The following is a 12,852-nucleotide window of genomic DNA, read 5'->3' on the forward strand; positions in this document are numbered from 1 at the left end:
GCTTTTTGAATCTTACTAGCTTGGCACTACGACTTCAGAGGTACTGCCAAAAAATTCTGGTGGGCTGTGAGTGGCTCGAACACTCGACCTACGGATTAAGAGTCCGTTTTAAGGGTGTTTTGCCAGGGGCAGGCCAACATGAATATCTAGAAAAATCACGAGCTTAGCTTACCGGAACTTACCGCGACATAACGCACTTTACTGCGGTCAGTGCGTTAAAAGTGCGGTCAATTTCGATGGCGCCGACGCGGATTGTACGACCTACCGGAGGGTACTGATAGCCGGCCATGGCTACCCTTGCCTGTCTATACTTTTTGCTGGCATGTGCCAGTGCCCTCGCGAAAGTAAAGATGGACAAACTGCTTACCTCCGATCAACTAGCCGCCGTCCTGGGCGTGTCTGTACAGACCTTGTACAACCGGCGCACTCGCGGAGAACCGCTACCGCCCTGTGTGAAAGTGGGCAGACTGCTGCGCTATGAACAGACAGAGGTTCTTGCTTGGGTGGCATCACTGCGCGAAGCGCATCATGTCCAAGATGTGGCCCCCCCCACACCTGAGCAAACAGCTGCGCCACAGGATTCACGCCGACGTGGGAGGCCAACCAAGGCTGAACAGCTTCAACGACGGCTGCTGGCAAAGCCAGATTAGGCCAAGGCGTATATCGGCCAAACAGCCCGCCATTTGTGGTGTTCTCTTTCAGGGAGCCCACCACATACGCCGCTCTGCACCTGATTTCGGAAAAACACCTCAAGGGCGGGCTGCATGGTCAGTCGATCATGGCACAACAAGCCTCGAGAGAGCTCGGCTCTACCTTACCGAATGTCGAAGCGTAGGTAATGCCACAGTGTGCTACTTTCCCTCGTTGCCAGTACTACAAAATTAGTTACATACCAATGATCGACGACATCAAGCGGACGTTATGGTCCGCGGCAGACAAGCTGCGCGCCAACATGGATGCGGCCGAGTACAAGCACTTGGTGCTTGGGCTGATCTTTCTGAAGTACATCTCGGATGCCTTCGCGGCACGTCAAGCCGAACTGCGTGCACGCTTCGCCGACGAGAACGATGAGTTCCACTTTCCCGGTGCTAGCGAAGAAGATCTGACCGCCGAGCTGGAAGACCGCGACTACTACACTGCGGCCAATACTTTCTGGGTGCCCGAAGCGGCTCGCTGGGACAGCCTCCGTGCCGCCGCCAAGCAGCCCGACATCGGCAAGCGCATTGATGATGCCCTGACTGCCATCGAGGCGGAGAACCCCAAGCTTAAGGGCATTTTGGATAAACGCTATGGCCGTGCCCAGCTTCCCGACGGCAAGCTGGGCGAACTCGTAGACCTGGTTTCGACCATCGGTTTCGGCAGCGACGCCAACGCAGCCCGAGACATCTTGGGTCAGGTGTACGAATACTTCCTGGGCCAGTTCGCCAGCGCCGAAGGCAAAAAAGGCGGTCAGTTCTACACGCCTGCCAGCATCGTCAAGACCTTGGTAGAGGTTCTAGCCCCCCACAAGGGTCAAGTGTATGACCCCTGCTGCGGCTCAGGCGGCATGTTCGTGCAGTCCGAGAAATTTATCGAGGCGCATGGCGGCAAGATTGGCGACGTGTCCGTTTACGGGCAAGAGTCCAATCCCACTACTTGGCGCTTGGCGGCTATGAACCTCGCGATTCGAGGCATCGACTTCAATCTTGGCAAGGAGCCGGCTGATACCTTCACCCGCAATCAGCATCCGGACCTGCGCGCCGATTTCGTCTTGGCCAACCCACCGTTCAACATCAGCGACTGGTGGCACGGCAGTCTTGAGGGCGACGCGCGTTGGGAATACGGCGACCCGCCCCACGGTAACGCCAACTATGCCTGGCTACAGCACATGCTGTATCACCTGAAGCCCACGGGTCGCGCAGGCATTGTGCTGGCCAACGGGTCGATGAGCTCCAGCCAGAACAACGAGGGCGTCATTCGCGCTGCCATGGTTGATGCTGACATGGTGGAGGTAATGGTGGCGCTGCCCGGACAACTATTCTTCAACACCCAGATTCCGGCCTGCCTGTGGTTCTTGGCCAAGCAGAAAAAACGCAAGGGTGAAGTGCTGTTCATTGACGCGCGCAAGCTGGGGAGAATGATTTCCCGCGTGCAGGCTGAACTGGATGACACAGCCATTGCGCGGATCGCAGAAACCGTGGCCGCGTGGCGTGGGGAAGTCGAGGATGGCGCCAGCATCACGGAGTATGAGGACGTAGCGGGGTTCTGCCGCAGCGTGTCGTTGGTCGAGATTGCCCAGCATGGGCATGTGCTGACGCCCGGGCGCTATGTGGGCGCAGCAGAGGTCGAGGACGACGATGAAGCCTTTGCCGAGAAGATGCGGAAGCTGACCGAGAAGCTGGGCGAACAGATGGCCAAAGGCGCGGAGCTGGATGCGCTAGTCCGGCAAAAGCTGGGAGGGCTGGGGTATGAGTTCTGAATGGTCGATGGTTAAGCTGGGTGAGCTAGCAGATTTCCAGGAAGGTTACGTCAACCCCTCACAACGCGAACCCGACTATTTTGATGGTGATATTAAATGGTTACGCGCGACTGACTTAAACGATGGCTTAGTTACCAACACTTCCAGGACGCTCACAGAAAAGGGGTTTAGAAGTGCGGGCAAGAGCGCTTCTCTTTTTGAGCCAGGAACCTTGGCAATTAGCAAGTCAGGAACTATTGGGCGGGTTGGACTCCTGGGTGACCGCATGTGCGGAAATCGGGCGGTAATAAACATCAAGCCAAAGAGCCATGCTATTCCAAGATATATATTCTTTGTGCTACGCCACCTCCGTCCTGTTATTGAAACTCTGGCTGAAGGTAGCGTTCAAAAAAATCTCTATGTATCGGCACTCAGCAATTTGAGTATTCCTGCGCCAGCAAGACATATTCAGCAAGCAATCGCTAGTTGTCTTGGTGCGCTAGACGACCGCATCATGCTCCTGCGCGAAACCAACAAAACCCTCGAACTCATCGCCCAAGCCATCTTCAAGTCCTGGTTCGTGGACTTCGACCCGGTGCACGCCAAAATGGAAGGCCGTCAGCCCGAAGGGATGGATGAAGAAACGGCAGCGCTGTTCCCTGATTCGTTTGAAGAGTCAGGACTTGGATTAATTCCGACTCAATGGAGTGCACGCTCTTTCCACGAAATGATCCGCATCATCGGTGGGGGAACGCCGAAGACTTCCAATCCTGGTTACTGGGGAGGCCACATACCCTGGTACTCCGTCGTTGACGTGCCAAACGGTGCTGATACCTTTGTGGTGAATACGGAGAAGAAGATTACTCAAGCAGGCTTGGAGGGATCTTCAACAAAACTGCTTCCATTTGGCACAACGATCATTTCCGCACGGGGAACGGTTGGTAAATTAGCTCTTACGGGATGTGAGATGGCAATGAATCAGTCTTGCTACGGACTGAGAGGACAAAACAACGATATTTTCTTTACCTATTTCTCTACACAACGCTTGGTCGAGCATCTTAAGCAACAAGCCCATGGTTCAGTCTTTGACACTATTACCACAGCAACATTCAAAGGCGTGAGAGTGGCCAGTCCACCGCCGAGCATAATCGCCAGGTTTGAAACGAACGTGGAGGTTCTTATGGAACGGGTGCTCGTGAACCTTCAGACCCTGACATCGTTAGCGCAGCTTAGAGACACCCTGCTTCCCCGCCTTATCTCCGGCCAGATCCGCCTCCCCGAAGCCCAAGAACAAGTAGAGAGCGCGTTGTCATGACCGAAGACCAACTCGAACAGGAAACCTTGGGCTGGCTTGCTGAGGTAAGCTACACGGTTCGCAGCGGTCCAGATATCGCCCACGATGGACCGGACCCGCAGCGCACTGGCTACGCACAAGTCATCCTGCCCCAGCGCCTGCGGGACGCTATCGACCGCCTGAACCCCCACATCCCCGCGTCCGCGCGTGATGATGCGTTCAAGCAAGTCGAGAACCTAGACACCCCTGTTCAGTTGGCCGCCAACCGCCTATTCCACAAGCTGCTAACCAACGGCGTGAACGTCGAGTATCAAAAGGATGGCGAAACTCGTGGCGACTTCGTGCGCCTGGTGGATTGGGCAAACCCGCAAAACAACGAATTCTGGGCGGTCAGCCAATTCACCATCCAAGGCCCGCACCATACGCGACGCCCGGACATCATTCTGTTCATCAACGGCTTTCCGCTAGTACTGATTGAGCTGAAGAACACCGTCAATGAGAATGCCGACATCTGGAAGGCCTACGACCAGATTCAGACATACAAAGCACAGATTCCAGACGTCTTCGAGTACAACGAGATTCTGGTCGTCTCCGACGGTAGCGAAGCCCGCTATGGGTCGCTGTCCGCCAACGCCGAGCGCTTTATGCAATGGCGCACGATTGATGGCGTAGAGCTTGACCCATTAGGGCAGTTCAACGAACTCGAGACGCTCGTGCGCGGTCTGCTCGCACCTGCTTACTTGCTGGACTATCTGCGCTACTTCGTCCTGTTTGAGGACGACGGCGCCCTTATCAAGAAGATTGCCGGCTACCACCAGTATCACGCTGTGCGGTTGGCCATCCAGCACGTGGTCGAGGCATCACAGCTACAGGCCGGCGCAAGTCAACGCGGCAAAGGCGGCGTAGTTTGGCACACGCAGGGAAGCGGCAAGAGCATCACCATGACCTGCTTTGCCGCTCGCGTGATGCAAGAGCCGGCCATGCAAAACCCCACGATTGTGGTCATCACCGATCGCAATGACTTGGACGGCCAGTTGTTTGGGGTATTCAGTCTGTCGCAGGATCTGCTGCGGGAACAGCCTGTAAAGGCCGATACCCGTCAGGACCTACGCAGGTTGCTGACCAATCGTCCTTCAGGCGGCATCGTCTTCGCTACCATCCAGAAGTTCATGCCTGGAGAAGATGAGGACACCTTCCCGGTCTTGTCGGACCGCGGCAATATTGTTGTGATTGCGGACGAAGCCCACCGCACGCAGTACGGTTTCGAAGCCAAGTTCAAGACTCGCAAAAGCAAATCCTTCAGTACCAGCGAATACGGTCAGTTGGCTGCCAACGATGATCTGGGTATTGATGTAACCACCGCGCTGGCGGTCGCAGAACCCACAGTCACCTATCAGGTGGGTTACGCCCAACACCTGCGGGATGCCCTGCCCAACGCCACCTTTGTGGCCTTCACGGGCACACCCGTCAGCAGCACCGATCGCGATACGCGCGCTGTGTTCGGCGATTACATCCATGTCTACGACATGCAGCAGGCCAAGGAAGATGGCGCCACTGTGGCCATCTACTACGAGTCGCGCCTGGCCAAGCTCAAATTAAAAGAGGCTGATCTGGCGTCTCTGGATGAAGAGGTCGACGAACTCGCCGAAGACGAAGAAGAGCAGACTCAGGCTCGCCTGAAATCGAGATGGGCTGCCCTGGAAAAAGTCGTGGGTGCCGAACCGCGCATTGCCAGCGTGGCAGCCGACCTCGTCGAGCACTTCGAAGAGCGCAACAAAGCGCAAGATGGCAAAGCCATGGTGGTCGCGATGAGCCGCGACATCTGCGTGCACCTCTATAACGAGATCATCAAGCTGCGTCCCGACTGGCATGACGAAGACCTCGAAAAAGGCGCTATCAAAGTCATCATGACGGGCAGCGCGAGCGACAAAGCCTTGCTGCGCCCGCACATCTACAGCGGTCAGGTCAAGAAACGGCTAGAGAAGCGCTTTAAAGACCCCAAAGACCCATTGCGGCTGGTCATCGTGCGCGACATGTGGCTGACAGGCTTTGACGCGCCGTGCGTGCACACCATGTACATCGACAAGCCCATGAAGGGCCACAACCTCATGCAGGCCATTGCCCGCGTGAACCGTGTCTTCCGGGACAAGCAGGGCGGCCTGGTGGTCGACTACATCGGCATTGGCAATGAGCTCAAGGCCGCGATGAAGGAGTACACCGCCAGCAAGGGCCGGGGCAAACCCACGGTCGATGCGCACGAAGCCTTTGCCGTGTTGCTGGAGAAGCTCGACGTCTTGCGCGGCATGATGCACGGCTTCGACTACTCGGGCTTCAAGACTGGCGGCCACAAGATTCTGGCGGGCGCCGCAAACCACATCCTGTCGCTACGCCCGCCCGCGGGCGACAAGGACGCCAAGCTGGACGGAAAGAAGCGATTCGCCGACAACACGCTGGCCCTGAGCAAAGCTTTCTCCCTCTGCTGCACGTTGGATGAAGCCAAGGCGCTACGCGACGAAGTGGCGTTCATGCAGGCGGTCAAGGTCATACTGACCAAGCGTGACATCAGCACGCAAAAGAAAACCGACGAGCAGCGCGAAGCGGCCATCCGCCAGATCATCAATCAGGCCGTGGTCAGTGAAAGCGTGGTCGACATCTTCGACGCCGTGGGTCTGGAGAAGCCCAACATCGGCCTCTTGGATGACGAATTTCTTGCCCAGGTTCGCAACCTGCCCGAGCGCAACCTGGCTGTCGAGCTGCTGGAGCGCCTGCTGGAAGGTGAAATCCAAAGCAAGTTTGCCAGCAACCTGGTGCAGCAAAGCAAGTTCTCCGACATGCTCGGCAATGTCATCAAGCGCTACCAGAACCGCAGCATCGAAACGGCTCAGGTCATGGAGGAACTGGTCGACATGGCCAAGAAGTTCCGTGAAGCGACAAAGCGCGGGGAAGAGCTGGGGCTAACTGACGACGAGATCCGCTTCTATGATGCTCTGGCCAACAACGAGTCTGCTGTGCGCGAGTTGACCGACGAGACGTTAAAGAAAATCGCGCACGAACTGACGGAGAACCTGCGCAAGAACATCACGGTTGACTGGTCCAAACGCGAAAGCGTGCGGGCAAGTCTTCGACTTATGGTCAAGCGCATATTGCGCAAGTACAAATATCCGCCTGACATGGCGGATACTGCCGTTGAACTGATTCTGATGCAGGCTGAAAGGTTGGGAGAGGAATGGGTTGCTTGAGGTTGCAGCGCCATTCGCACAGGACCGAGCCGTTTCGTGCTGCGAAGGGGCTACAGGGAGACCGTAAGGGGGCGATAGCTGTCGTACTTGAGAGAACTGTTCCCGTCCAGGAGCAGACGATCGCCAACGACTGCTCCTGGACAGCGAGGCCGGTCCGCCTAAGAAGTCATCCGACCCATTTGCGATAAAAAAAGATCGCATCGGAACGGTCCCTAGTCTTTGGACTGGTAGATTTTAGTCGTGCTGATGACCAACTCGATCGCATACTCCTCAAATTCTTGGACCTCATTGAACAATGAAACCATTTACCCGGTCGATCATCGATCTGTTCGACGGTAAGCGCCGCTATTTGATTCCGCTCTATCAGCGCCAGTATTCATGGCGTGAGACGCCGCAGATCGCGCTTCTTTGGGAAGACATAGAGCGTGCCGTCAAGCGAATCGAGGTGGACAGATCAAGTCTGATCCCCCATTTCATGGGTGCAATTGTCATCAGCCAGGTCAAGACCTTTGGCAAGCAAGTTCAGGCATTTGAAGTCATAGACGGCCAGCAGCGATTGACAACCTTCCAGCTTTTACTCGCTGCTCTACGCGATGTGGCAGAGGAGCACGGATCCAGCTATGCCAGGGAAATTGGCAAATACCTTCTAAATGACGGTGTCATGGAGAACGAAGAGGAGGAGCGATACAAACTGTGGCCGTCAATCACTGACCGACGCGCCTTCGTCGAGCTTGTCGATTCCAAGGCAGATCTTTCAAGCATCGCAGGGCTTGCTGAAGATGACGAGCTAATTGGTAAAGCGTCTACCGCTGCATATGATGCATTTCGCAGACGCATTGATGTTCATGTGAATGCCGGAGGTGCCTACCAGGAAAACCGTCTGGAAACCCTCTTTGAGGCGATGAAGTCTGGACTGGCCATCGTGTCGATCGAACTGGAGGGTGGCGACGATCCCCAGACCATCTTCGAGACGTTGAACAGCCGCGGTATGCCTCTATCCCCTTCAGATCTGTTGAGAAATTTCGTCTTCCAGCGTGCTGGGCATCTGGGCCAGAGCGATGGTAGCCTCAACGTTGACAAACTCTATGAAAAGCATTGGCTACCCCTCGACCGGAACTTCTGGAAATCTCAGGAGTCTCGTGGTCGTCAGACACGCTCGCGCCTTGACTGGATGCTGACCGATCACCTCGCGATGAATATTGGTGACATTGTTTCAATCGAAAATCTGTTCACTGGCTATCGGAAGTGGACGCTGGACAAGGCACCCTTCGCGTCGGTGGCGGAAGAGCTCGAGGCAATCTCGACCACTGCGGCAGTCGAGCAGCGTTTGTTCTCTTCTAGCCCTAACGTAGGAGATCCAGTCGGACGTTTCGGACGAATGGCGAATGCGTTCGACGTATCAACCGCGATGCCATTGGCGATCTATTTGGCAACGGAGCCCTCTGTCGCTTCGCGCCTCACCGAAGCTTTCGACGCATTGGAGAGCTATATTGTCCGCCGCGACATCTGTGGCCTGACAACCAAGAACTACAACCGGTTCTTTGTTTCGCTGATCTCGAGACTCAGAACGAGTGACGGCGACAAGGTCGACGAATTGATCGCCTATCTATCTAGCCGCCTGTCAGACATCGACAGGTGGCCTGACGATGCTGACTGGGAGCGCAGCTGGGTCATGCGCGAGCAGTATCGACCCGCCCGCCAGCCGCGACTGCGTTATATCCTCGAAAATATCGAACTTGCAAAACACACGGCAAAGACGGAGGATATCCAGATCCGTTCCGCACTTACCATCGAGCACATCATGCCGCAGAAGTGGCAAACAAACTGGGCTCTGCCCGGTATGGAAGGTGTCCCCGAGGCGGATTACGGGCCCGAGTTGTCGGAGAGGGTTCGAGCTCGAAACAGCATAGTGAACACGGTCGGGAACCTCACCCTAATCACCAGCGCGCTCAACTCGGCGGTGTCCAACGGGGATTTCTCGGTGAAGATGCCTGCGCTCCGGGCGTTTACCGCACTCGCACTGAACCGGGAACTCCAGGAGTTCGAATTGTGGGATGAGCCCACTATCCGCCGGCGAAGCGCAGCGTTGTTCGAATTAGCGCGCAATATCTGGTCGGCGCCCAAACGCACTCAGGCTTTTATCCGCGGCGGGGATGAGGATTCATTGCTAATTTCTGGGAGAAACGCCCTTCCGCCGAACGGATCGCACTGTCGTTTCACTTACGCAGGCAACGAGTACACGGCGACCGTCGTCGACGGGGCCATTGTCATTCCCAATATTGAGGGAAGGTACGGCTCGTTCTCTGCGGCATCGAAAGCGGTTTCAGGGACAAGCCGGAATGGCTGGAACGACTGGTACATCCAAGAGCAGGGACGCGGCTGGGCACTCGCAAGCGACTGGCGTAAGGAATCGGGGGAACGCCAACTGTCAGGAGAAACATCTCTTTCTATGGAGCTCGGAAACGCCGACTAATCCGGGACACCGAGCTCAGCAAAAGGTCGCGTTGAATGATGATTAAGCTGAGCTTCGTTCACGGTCGTCTGCTTCCGCTTCGGATCGTCAGCAGTCACAGCGCCCATATCTTGAATCGGTTCCTCGTAAGTCGCTCTACCCCCCCTCCCAGTGGTGTTGGAACTGCCATTCGTAGCGAGCGGTCCTGTTGAATCGCTCGACATAGGCGTTCTGCTGCGGCTTGCCAAGCTGGATGTGTTCGAGCTTGATGCCCCACAAGCAGCAACCCACTGCACGATTGTCGCACTTAGATACTCGGAGCCTTTATCACACCGGATGGCTGAGGGCTTGCCTCGCCTGTCGATGATCTGCTTGAGCGTGCAAGTCAGGCGCCCGGAGGGCAGCGAAAATTCGCCCTCGATGTCCAACGCCTCGCGGTTGAAGTCATCGATCATCTTGAGTACTCGAATGCCGCACCTGTCGGCAAGTTGGTGGCGCCCCAAGTCCAACGGCATTCCCCCCACTTTTAACCGTCATGGCGGTAGAAGCTATGCGGCGATGGCGAGTTTTTGCTTTGGGGTGATCCCGCCAAGCGCCATGTTCGAGCGTTCGTGATTGTATGACCACCGCCACTTCGTGGCGTAATCCTGAACATCAGAAACACTGTCGAATATGTAGTGAACCAGCCTGTCATATCGAGCAGTTCGGTTATACCGCTCGATATAGGCGTTCTGTTGCTGCTTTCCTGGCTGGATAAATTGCAGCGTAATCCCTCTTGTTGTGCAGCCAGGTCTCGCAGCGCTTCTCTGACGTACTCAGAGCCGTTGTCACAGCGAATCGTCAACGGTTTGCCGCACCACTCGATGACTTGGTTTAACGCCCTGATGACCCGCAATGCGGGCAACGAGAAGTCCACATCGATGCAGAGCCCTTCACGGTTGTAGTCGTCGATCCCGTTGAACAATCGGATGCTGGGTCCATCGGCAAGCTGATCATGCATGAAGTCCATCGACCAACTTTCGTTCAGTGCTGCGGGCACCGTCAACGGCTCTGGCTGCTCGCGAATCAGACGTTTGCGGGTTTGATTCTGAGGTTCAACTCCAAATCCGATACACCCGCTTATGGTTGTATTTCAGGCCTTTGACGTTGCGCAGATACAGGAAGCAGAGGCCAAGCGCACCGTCACTGCTCGCTCTCGAACCGCTCGCATGGCCATCTCACGTCGATGAGATGGCCTCACCACTTTTTCGATGGCCTCTTTCAAAATCTCGGCCTTCAGCCGTTCCTCGGCATACATCTTTTTGAGCCGTGCGTTCTCGGCATCCAACTCTTTCATGCGCGTCATCAGTCGTGCATCCATGCCACCGCACTTGGCACGCCATTTATAGAAACTGGCGCTGCTCATGCCGTGCTCACGGCACAGCTCGGGAATAGGTGTGCGCGCCTCGACCTGCTTCAGGATGGCGATGATCTGGCTGTCTGTGAATCGTGGGGTCTTTATGCAGAATTTTCCAAGACCCTGCTGTTAGAAAATTCTACCTTCCACGACGCTTAGTTTCCGGGGGGAATACCGTAACAGCACCGACCCTGGCCTTCGAAGACGTAGTGCGGCCAAAGTGCGGTCAAAATTCCAGAAAGCAAAAAGCCCACCGTTTCCGGTGGGCTAAGCGCTTGATACTACTAGAGAATTCTGGTGGGCTGTGAGTGGCTCGAACACTCGACCTACGGATTAAGAGTCCGCTGCTCTACCAACTGAGCTAACAGCCCTGCAATCCACGCATTTTCGATTCGTTTTCATCACATCCGTTGCCGGTGTGTTGTCTGCGTTTCGTTATGTGTGTAGTGCGAAGAAGCAAGATTATATGTAGGTTTTTAGGTTTGTGCAAGTCGTGTGGCAAAAAACTTTCAAGACCAAGAACTCATGCCGCGTAGCCGCCGTCCACCGCCAGGCTTGCGCCGGTGATGTAGCGCCCTTCGGGGCCTGCCAGGAACGCCACCATTCCCGCGATGTCGCCGGTTTCACCGTAGTGCGGCAAGGACAGCACGGCCACCAGTTCGCCGGCGCGTTCGCCATCTGCCGGATTCATGTCCGTGTTGATCGGCCCTGGGTGCACGACATTGACGGTGATGCCGCGCGGGCCCAGATCACGCGCCAAGCCTTGGGTCAGCCCGACCAGCGCGGACTTGCTGGCGGCATACAGCGCCACGCCGGCGCGTCCCGCGCGGGCGGCCAGGCAACTGCCGATGTTGATGATGCGGCCGCCGTCCGGCATCGACGCCTGCGCCGTGCGGATCGCGACGAAAGGCGCGCGCACGTTGATGTCCATCGTCCGCTCGTATTCCTCCACGCTGGTATCGCCGATCAGGCCCGCCACAAAGATGCCGGCATTGTTGACCAGCACATCCACCGGACCCAACGCACTGATGGCCTCCTCCACGGCTTGCCTGACCGCCAGCGCGTCTTCGGAATCAGCCTGGATCGCGCGCGCCCGGCGTCCGTCCACGGTCAGTTCTTGCGCCAGCGCCTGCGCCGCGCTCGCGGACGAGGCGCTGACATAGGTGAAGGCCACGTCGGCGCCGTCGGCGGCCAGGCGCCGCACGATGGCCGCGCCGATACCCCGGCTGCCACCCGTCACGAATGCCACTTTTCCAGTCAGATTACCCATCATTCATCCTTAATTTGTAGTGATCGGTACAAATATAATCGCCGGGCTGCGACTTGCTCGTCAATCATTTTTTTATCGATCAACACAAAATATCTGTCGCGAGTAAAATCGCGGCATGGCAGAACGTGGGCGCCCCCGGAGCTTCGATCGGGCCCAGGCCTTGCAAAAGGCCATGGAAGTTTTCTGGTCGAAGGGATATGAAGGCGCATCGCTAACCGATCTGACGGAAGCGATGGGCATCAACTCGCCCAGCCTTTATGGGGCATTCGGCTCAAAAGAAGGACTATTTCGCGAAGCCGTTGAGCTCTACCGCAACACCGAAGGCGGCTCGTCCCGCCGCGCGTTGCAAGACGCTCCCACCGCGCGTGGCGGCATCGAGTCCATGCTGATGGCCGCAGCCGAACGCTTCACGGCTCCCGGTCAGCCTCCCGGCTGCATGATCGTGTTGGGCGCACCGTCGGGCAGTGTCAACCACGCCAGCGTTGGCGGCTTCCTGTGCGACAACCGTCGCGATATGCAAGGACGCATCCTGGCCCGCCTGAACGCGGGCGTCACACAGGGCGAGCTGCCTGCCGGCGCCGACATGAAAAGCCTGGCGGCTTTCTACACGACCGTGCTGCACGGCATGTCCATCCAGGCGCGCGACGGCGCCAGCCGAAAAACACTGCAAGCGGTGGCTCGGCAAGCCATGTGCGCATGGGACGCACTGACGGGGGGACGGCCGCCTTCCGGCCTCCCGCCGGGCAGTTCCCGTTCCTGACGGA

8 protein-coding genes, 1 tRNA gene and 2 pseudogenes are annotated in these 12,852 nt (G+C 56.8%); 6 read left to right on the forward strand and 5 right to left on the reverse strand.

The annotated features are described in order from the left end of the window. The first annotated feature begins 350 nt into the window (after positions 1-350). The 5 genes from HV753_RS31415 to HV753_RS25980 all read left to right on the forward strand — a co-directional run bounded on the left by HV753_RS31415 (position 351) and on the right by HV753_RS25980 (position 9,443). Complete coding sequence (locus tag HV753_RS31415; RefSeq protein WP_425485937.1) at positions 351-650, forward strand: helix-turn-helix transcriptional regulator; 300 nt, start codon at positions 351-353, stop codon at positions 648-650. Between the two features lie 245 nt (positions 651-895). After that, positions 896-2,458, forward strand: coding sequence for a class I SAM-dependent DNA methyltransferase (locus tag HV753_RS25965; RefSeq protein ID WP_175177467.1), 1,563 nt, complete (start codon positions 896-898; stop codon positions 2,456-2,458). Continuing rightward, entirely contained in the window at positions 2,448-3,752 is a 1,305-nt protein-coding gene (locus tag HV753_RS25970; protein ID WP_175177468.1) for a restriction endonuclease subunit S, read from the forward strand. The genes HV753_RS25965 and HV753_RS25970 overlap by 11 nt, the downstream gene beginning before the upstream one ends. Continuing rightward, entirely contained in the window at positions 3,749-6,970 is a 3,222-nt protein-coding gene (locus tag HV753_RS25975; RefSeq protein ID WP_175177469.1) for a type I restriction endonuclease subunit R, read from the forward strand. The genes HV753_RS25970 and HV753_RS25975 overlap by 4 nt, the downstream gene beginning before the upstream one ends. Positions 6,971-7,265: 295 nt before the next feature. Beyond that, entirely contained in the window at positions 7,266-9,443 is a 2,178-nt protein-coding gene (locus HV753_RS25980; protein WP_175177470.1) for a DUF262 domain-containing protein, read from the forward strand. A 135-nt stretch (positions 9,444-9,578) separates the two neighbouring features. Here the strand turns inward: HV753_RS25980 and HV753_RS31420 are convergent, their stop codons facing one another. From HV753_RS31420 to HV753_RS26000, 5 genes and pseudogenes are all read right to left on the reverse strand, one after another. Continuing rightward, positions 9,579-9,713, reverse strand: coding sequence for an integrase core domain-containing protein (locus HV753_RS31420; protein WP_425485938.1), 135 nt, complete (start codon positions 9,711-9,713; stop codon positions 9,579-9,581). Further along, positions 9,692-9,937, reverse strand: a pseudogene (locus HV753_RS31265) (DDE-type integrase/transposase/recombinase); the annotation flags it as partial. The pseudogene HV753_RS31265 and the gene HV753_RS31420, both read right to left, overlap by 22 nt. A 33-nt stretch (positions 9,938-9,970) precedes the next feature. Next, a pseudogene (locus HV753_RS25990) lies at positions 9,971-10,923 on the reverse strand (IS3 family transposase). 190 nt (positions 10,924-11,113) lie between these two features. Next, positions 11,114-11,189 (reverse strand) — tRNA-Lys (locus tag HV753_RS25995). Between the two features lie 152 nt (positions 11,190-11,341). Further along, the gene (locus HV753_RS26000) at positions 11,342-12,088 is read right to left on the reverse strand and encodes an SDR family NAD(P)-dependent oxidoreductase (protein WP_175177472.1); all 747 of its coding nucleotides are present in this window, start codon (positions 12,086-12,088) and stop codon (positions 11,342-11,344) included. A 115-nt stretch (positions 12,089-12,203) separates the two neighbouring features. Between HV753_RS26000 and HV753_RS26005 the strand changes: the two genes are divergently transcribed. After that, the gene (locus tag HV753_RS26005; RefSeq protein ID WP_175177473.1) at positions 12,204-12,848 is read left to right on the forward strand and encodes a TetR/AcrR family transcriptional regulator; all 645 of its coding nucleotides are present in this window, start codon (positions 12,204-12,206) and stop codon (positions 12,846-12,848) included. The last annotated feature ends 4 nt before the right edge of the window (positions 12,849-12,852 follow it).

The sequence above is a fragment of the Achromobacter pestifer genome (assembly GCF_902859625.1).
GTDB lineage: Bacteria > Pseudomonadota > Gammaproteobacteria > Burkholderiales > Burkholderiaceae_B > Achromobacter > Achromobacter pestifer.